At 75.7% G+C, this 6,131-nt stretch carries 5 protein-coding genes; all 5 read right to left on the reverse strand.

What is annotated here, in order from left to right; all coding sequences use genetic code 11:
• Positions 1 to 189: 189 nt before the first annotated feature.
• The 5 genes from moeZ to ACZ4VL_RS39895 all read right to left on the reverse strand — a co-directional run bounded on the left by moeZ (position 190) and on the right by ACZ4VL_RS39895 (position 5,957).
• Positions 190 to 1,368, reverse strand: a complete 1,179-nt coding sequence (gene moeZ / locus ACZ4VL_RS39875; RefSeq protein ID WP_468210714.1) for an adenylyltransferase/sulfurtransferase MoeZ — start codon at positions 1,366 to 1,368, stop codon at positions 190 to 192.
• A 62-nt stretch (positions 1,369 to 1,430) separates the two neighbouring features.
• Positions 1,431 to 2,180, reverse strand: coding sequence for a spherulation-specific family 4 protein (locus ACZ4VL_RS39880; protein ID WP_468210716.1), 750 nt, complete (start codon positions 2,178 to 2,180; stop codon positions 1,431 to 1,433).
• Positions 2,168 to 3,238 carry an NAD-dependent epimerase/dehydratase family protein gene (locus ACZ4VL_RS39885; RefSeq protein WP_468210719.1) on the reverse strand — a complete coding sequence of 357 codons (1,071 nt, stop codon included), beginning with the start codon at positions 3,236 to 3,238 and terminating at the stop codon, positions 2,168 to 2,170. Before ACZ4VL_RS39885 ends, ACZ4VL_RS39880 begins: the two co-directional genes overlap by 13 nt.
• Positions 3,239 to 3,414: 176 nt before the next feature.
• A complete protein-coding gene (locus tag ACZ4VL_RS39890; protein ID WP_468210722.1) occupies positions 3,415 to 4,353 on the reverse strand; it encodes a hypothetical protein in 939 nt (312 codons plus the stop codon).
• Positions 4,350 to 5,957 (reverse strand): DUF3492 domain-containing protein, encoded by a 1,608-nt coding sequence (locus ACZ4VL_RS39895; RefSeq protein ID WP_468210725.1) that lies wholly within the window; start codon positions 5,955 to 5,957, stop codon positions 4,350 to 4,352. Before ACZ4VL_RS39895 ends, ACZ4VL_RS39890 begins: the two co-directional genes overlap by 4 nt.
• Between the last annotated feature and the right edge of the window lie 174 nt (positions 5,958 to 6,131).

Here is a 6,131-nt window from a genome sequence, read left to right on the forward strand (position 1 = left end):
GATAGAGGGCGGCCACCCCTCTCCCCCCCACCCCCCACCACCCCCCCACCCCCCCCCCCACCCCCCCCCCCCCCCCCCCCCCCCAAAAACACCCCCCCCCCCCCCCCCCCCCCCCCCCCCCCCCCCCCCCCGGGCCCCTACGGACGGACTTCGGACGGACGGATGGGTCCGTCCTAGTAGACCGGCTTCCTAGTAGACCGGCTTCTGCGGCTCGACCTGGTGGACCCAGCCGATGACGCCGCCGCCGACGTGGACCGCGTCGGCGAAGCCGGCGGACTTCAGGACGGCGAGGACTTCCGCACTGCGGACACCCGTCTTGCAGTGCAAGACGATGCGCTTGTCCTGCGGCAGGTCCTGGAGGGCGGAGCCCATCAGGAACTCGCCCTTGGGGATCAGCTTCGCGCCGGGGATCGAGACGATCTCGTACTCGTTCTTCTCGCGGACGTCGATGATCTCGATGTTCTCGCCCTCGTCGATCCACTCCTTCAGCTGATTGGGAGTGATCGTCGAACCGGCCGCGGCCTCCTGGGCCTCCTCCGACACGACGCCGCAGAAGGCCTCGTAGTCGATGAGCTCCTTGACGGTCGCGTTCGGGCCGCAGACCGCGCAGTCGGGGTCCTTGCGGACCTTGACCTGGCGGTACTGCATCTCCAGGGCGTCGTAGATCATCAGGCGGCCGACCAGCGGCTCGCCGACGCCCGCGAGGAGCTTGATGGCCTCGGTGACCTGGATGGAGCCGATCGACGCGCACAGCACGCCCAGGACGCCGCCCTCGGCGCAGCTGGGGACCATGCCCGGCGGCGGGGGCTCCGGGTAGAGGCAGCGGTAGCAGGGGCCGTGCTCGGACCAGAAGACCGAGGCCTGGCCGTCGAAGCGGTAGATGGAGCCCCAGACGTACGGCTTGTTCAGCAGCACGCACGCGTCGTTGACGAGGTAGCGCGTGGCGAAGTTGTCCGTGCCGTCGACGATCAGGTCGTACTGGCCGAAGATGTCCATCACGTTGTCGGCTTCGAGCCGCTCCTCGTGGAGGACCACGTTCACGTACGGGTTGATGCCCAGCACGGTGTCGCGCGCGGACTCGGCCTTGGAGCGGCCGATGTCCGACTGGCTGTGGATGATCTGGCGCTGCAGGTTCGACTCGTCGACCTCGTCGAACTCGACGATGCCCAGGGTGCCGACGCCGGCCGCGGCCAGGTACATCAGGGCGGGCGAGCCCAGGCCGCCCGCTCCGACGGCGAGCACCTTGGCGTTCTTCAGGCGCTTCTGGCCGTCCATCCCGACGTCCGGGATGATCAGGTGGCGGGAGTACCGACGGACCTCGTCAACGGTGAGCTCAGCAGCTGGCTCGACCAGGGGTGGCAGCGACACGGGGACTCCGTAGATGGGTAAGTCGAACGGTGGTTCTTCCCGTAACACTGCCACGCCCTTCTTCATTCCGAGACACCTGGTCCGATCCTTGAGACGATTTCGTCCCAGTACGCGGGCATGGAGGCCCAGGGGTCCCGGTCGCCGCTCCCGCGCCGGTCGGTGAACCAGATCGTGCCGGCCCCCTGCCAGCGGGCGATCCGCAGCGCCTCCTCCAGGTGGGTGCGCGGGATCCCGTGGACGAGGTGGCAGAACAGCTCCGGCGGGTACTCGGCGGTCCACTCGGCGACCTGCGACCAGCGGTAGTCGGTCCAGCTGCCGGAGAAGGTGACGAGCTGGTCGGCGGCCTCCGCATAGCCCTCGTAGGGGTGGGTGCCGTGGCCCAGCACGATCCGCGGGTCCTCGCCGAGCCCGCGCAGGGCGTCGGTGACCCGGCGCACCGCGGCCAGTTCGGCCCGGCCGGCCGGGGCCCGGTCCAGGTAGAAGCCGCCCACCCGGTACCAGTCGACGAAGCGGTGGGCGTCGGAGACGAGCTCGCCGAACGAGCGCGCCCCGTCGCGCAGGGCGAGGTGCCCGAGGACGGTGCCGCCGGCCTCCCGGAGCCGGCCGACGGCCTCGGTGCAGTGCGGGTCGGGCCGGCTGCCGGGCCCGTCCGCGACGTTGAGCACGGCCCAGTGCAGCGGGGTGCCGGGGCGGGTCAGCTCGGCCCATTCGACCGGGGCGAGCAGCGGGTGCGCGTAGCCGGGGATGCCGAGGCCGAGGCGGCCGGCCCCGGTGGCGGCGGGCGCCGCGGCCTGGGTGCTCAGATGCGGCATGCCGCCTCCATCCAGATGTCCGCGAGGGACTCCTCCAGGTTGATCCGGGGCCGCCAGCCGAGCCGGTCCCGGGCGGTGCGCACGTCGGCCTGCTGCCAGGCGCCGCAGCCGTCCGGGTAGGGGTACGCGGCCGGGGGCGGGGCCGCGGCGGCCAGCTGCTCGGCGGTGGCCTCGGAGCGGGGGGCGCCGATGGCGGCGAGGGCTCCGGCCCGGGCCCCCGGGTGCCCGTGGGAGCCGTGGGATCCGTGGAGCCCGTGTGCCCCGGGGTGCGACTGCTGCGGTCCGGCGTGCGGTCCGCCGTGGGGGACGTCGAGCTCGTGCAGGGCTCCGCCGTATCCGGCGACCCGGGCGAGGACGGCGGCCGCGTCGCGCAGCCGGACGGCGCGGCCGGTGCCGATGTTGACGACGCCCTGGGCGGCGGAGAGCGAGGCGGCGTGCACGGCCCGCGCCACGTCCCGTACGTCCACGAAGTCGCGCTGGACGCCGAGCCCGCTGAGCTTGAGCTCGCCGTCGCCGGACTGCATGGCGCGCCGCATGGCCTCGGCGAGCCGGCCGAGCGGGGAGCCGGCCGGGGTGCCGGGTCCGACAGGCGAGAAGACCCGGAGGACGACGGCGTCGAGCCCGGAGCCGAGCACGAGCTCGGTGGCGGCGAGCTTGCTGACGCCGTAGGGCCCGCCGGGTCTGGGGACGGCGTCCTCGGCCGTGGACGATCCGGGCTGGCTGGGCCCGTATTCGGAGGAGCAGCCGAGTTGGACGAGTCGGGCGCCGCAGCCGCTGCGGCGCAGGGACTCGCAGATGGTGGCGACGGCGACGGTGTTGTGCCGGGTGAGCTCGCGGGCCCCGCCGCGGGTGGCACCGGCGCAGTTGATGACGACGCCGGGGTGGACGGCGTCGAGGAACCGGGTGAGGGCGCCGGGGCTGCCGGTGGCGAGGTCGAAGCGGACGTCGGCGTCGTCGCCGCGGCCGAGGGCGGTGAGCTGGACGGCGGGGTCGGCGAGCAACCGGTCGGCGACGTAGCGGCCGAGGTATCCGTTGGCTCCGATCAGCAGCACCCTCATCGCGCGGTCCCTCGGTCGGTGGGCTGGCCGGTCATGCGGTGTCTCCTTGGTCGATGGGCTGGGGATGGGGATGAGATGGGAAAGGGGAAGGGGAAGGGGAAGGGGAAGGGCGCGGCGCTCCGGCGGCGGCCGCGGGGAGCGGCCGGTCGAGCGTCGGGGCGGAGGGGCTACGCCGCTCAGGGCCGGGCGTGCGCGGATGCGCGGGCCAGCACGGGGACGGCGAGTACGAGGAGTCCTGCCGCGGCGGCGGGCACCGCGGCCGGGACCGGGACCAGGGCGAGGGCAAGGGCGGCGGCGACGGGCTCGCGGGGGGCGCCGTGGCCGATCAGCAGCCGGGTGAGGAACAGCAGCAGGGCGAGCGGGAGGGCGACGTGGACGGCGGCTCCGGCGAGGAGGGCCGCCCCGGTGGCGGCCGCGGTGAAGCCCGCGACGGTGCCGAGGAACAGCGGTCGGGCCCCGTCGGCGAAGTCCTCCAGGACGCGGCTGGCGGCGAGGCGGCGCCGGGCCCGGGCGGCGTACCCGGCGGCGGCGACGTGGCCGGGACCGGCGGCGAGGGCGATGGCGGTCCCGAGGGGGGTGCCGTGGCGGTGGACGGCCCAGCCGGCGGCGGCCGCGGCGAGCAGCAGGACGGCCCGCGCGGTCCAGGCGGCCCGGCCGACGACGGCCCGCCCGGTGGCGGCCCGCCCGGTGGGTCCGGGCAGGAGGAGGACGGCGGCCGCGGCGAGGGCGGCGACGGCTTCCGCGTACGGCACCGCGGCGGCGGCCGCCGCGCAGGCGAGGGCGCCGGGCAGCAGGGCGAGTCCGAAGCGGCGCACGGCGCGGGCGTCGGCGGGGCCGGCGGCGGAGGGCGCGGGCGCCTCCTCCTCGCGCGGGGTGCGGGCGTACAGCTCCTCGGCGAGGGAGAACACGTCGCGGTGCCGGAACCGGGCGGCGGTCCGGTCGGTGATGCCCTGCGCCTCCAGCCCGGCGGCGATCTCCAGCGGATCCACGGCCCGCTCGCACAGGTCGCGGTGGCGGTGCAGCAGGATCTTGACGGGGTCGCCGGCGGCCCGGCGGCGGGTGGCCGCGGCGGGCGGGGCGGGCGGGGCGGGCGGGGCGGCTTCGTCGAGGGTCATACCGCGGCCTCCGGGTTCGGGGCCCACGCGGGGCTCGTCCAGTGGCCCGGGACCCGGGCCTCGGGGGGTTGTTCGAAGGGGACGGTGGGGTCGGTGCGGCCGGGTCCGCGGGCCAGTAGCCACAGGTAGGCCTCGCGGAAGGCGGCCAGGTTCTGTTCGACGGTGAAGAGTTCCAGGGCTCGGGCCCGGGCGGCCGCGCCGAGGCGCCGGGCCCGTTCGGGGTCGTTCAGCAGGGACAGGCAGGCGTCGGCGAGGGCCCGGGGGTTGCGCGGCGGGACGACGAGGCCGGTGCCGCCGATGACCTCGCAGACGGCCCCGACGTCGGTGGAGACGGTGGCCCGGCCGCAGAACATGGCCTCGGCCAGGGTGATCGGGAAGCCCTCGATCACCGAGGACAACACGGCCACCCGCCCGCATCCCCAGGCGTCGGCCGGGGTGGGGGCGTCGGGGCCGCCGATCTCCTCGAAGGTGACCGGGTTCTCCCCCGCCGTGACCGCGTCGGCGGCCTCGTCGGGGAAGAGCTGCGCGGCGAGGGAGCGGCAGTCGGCGAGGTAGCCGGGTACCGCGGCCGTGGCGAAGATCCGCAGCCGGGTGTCCGGGGCGTTCCTGCGGACCTCGGCGAAGGCGTGCAGCAGGCCGACCAGGTCCTTGGCGGGCTCGACCCGGCCGACCCAGACCAGCGTGTCCGGGTCCCCGCGGTCGGGATCCTCGCCGACGGCGGCGAATCGGTCCGCCTCCATCCCCGGGTACACGGTCCGCATCCGGTCCCGGGTGGCCCCGCACCGCTCCTGCCAGCGCCGGGCGTGCGCGTTGCCGGCGACGAGCAGGTCGGCGCGGGCGTAGATCTCGCAGGCGAGGCGTACGTGGAAGGCCGCGAGCAGGGCCCGGACGGCGAGCCTCGGGCCGTCCGCGGGCCCGTCCGGCCCGGGGCCGGCGTCCGCGGGCCGTTCCAGGTAGTGCGCCCGCAGCCGGACCCCGTACTCGGTGACCAGCAGCGGCACCCCGAAGAAGCGTTTGGCCAGCAGCCCGGGGAGGGCCGCCACCCCGCCCGCGGCCGCGTGGCAGACGTCCACCTCGCACAGGTCCTCGTACCAGTCGAGGGACAGCGGCCGCAGCAGTCGCTCCAGGGCGTCGACGAACTCCAGCAGGTCGGCGACCTGCGCGCGCTGGACGGAGCGGCGCGCGCCGGGGGCCCGACAGGCGGCCTCCACGGCGCGCACCGCGGTCTCGGAGCGCAGGGCGGCGTACAGGCCGCCCTGCTCGCGGGCGAGTTCGGCGAGTCCGTACAGGCCGGCCGCGAAGGGCTCGGCCTCGTCGGCGCAGATGCCCCGCACCAGTTCCTTGAAGCAGTCGGCGAACCGCCTGCGTTCACGCCGGGAGTAGCTCCGCCCGTCGTCCGCGGGGGCCCACAGCGGGGCGGTCCAGACGCGGGTGACGTGCTCGGGGAGCACGACCCGGCCGCGCTCTTCCTGTTCGGCGCTGCGGCTCAGCGCGTAGAGCTCGAACTCGTGCTGCGCAAGCCCGCGCACCAGGCGGTCGCACCACAGCCTCGCCTCTCCCGTCGCATACGGATAACCACCTTCGGTGAGCAGTCCGATCCGCACGAGTGGCACCCCCGATCTCCCGTTTCCGGCGGCCTCCGTCGGTCCGGTGACCCGCCGCGGGGAAACTCAAGCGGATGTGCCGGTGGGGGGGGGGGGGGGGGGGGGGGGGGGGGGGGGGGGGGGGGGGGGGGGGGGGGGGGGGGGGGGGGGGGGGGGGGGGGGGGGGGGGGGGGG

The sequence above is a fragment of the Streptomyces sp. NPDC029014 genome (genome assembly GCF_055564695.1).

Excerpts from the sequence above, each read along its gene's own strand:
- ACZ4VL_RS39880 (WP_468210716.1), bottom strand. The coding sequence starts at position 2,180 with ATGCCGCATCTGAGCACCCAGGCCGCGGCGCCCGCCGCCACCGGGGCC.
- ACZ4VL_RS39885 (WP_468210719.1), bottom strand. The coding sequence starts at position 3,238 with ATGAGGGTGCTGCTGATCGGAGCCAACGGATACCTCGGCCGCTACGTC.
- ACZ4VL_RS39890 (WP_468210722.1), bottom strand. The coding sequence starts at position 4,353 with ATGACCCTCGACGAAGCCGCCCCGCCCGCCCCGCCCGCCCCGCCCGCC.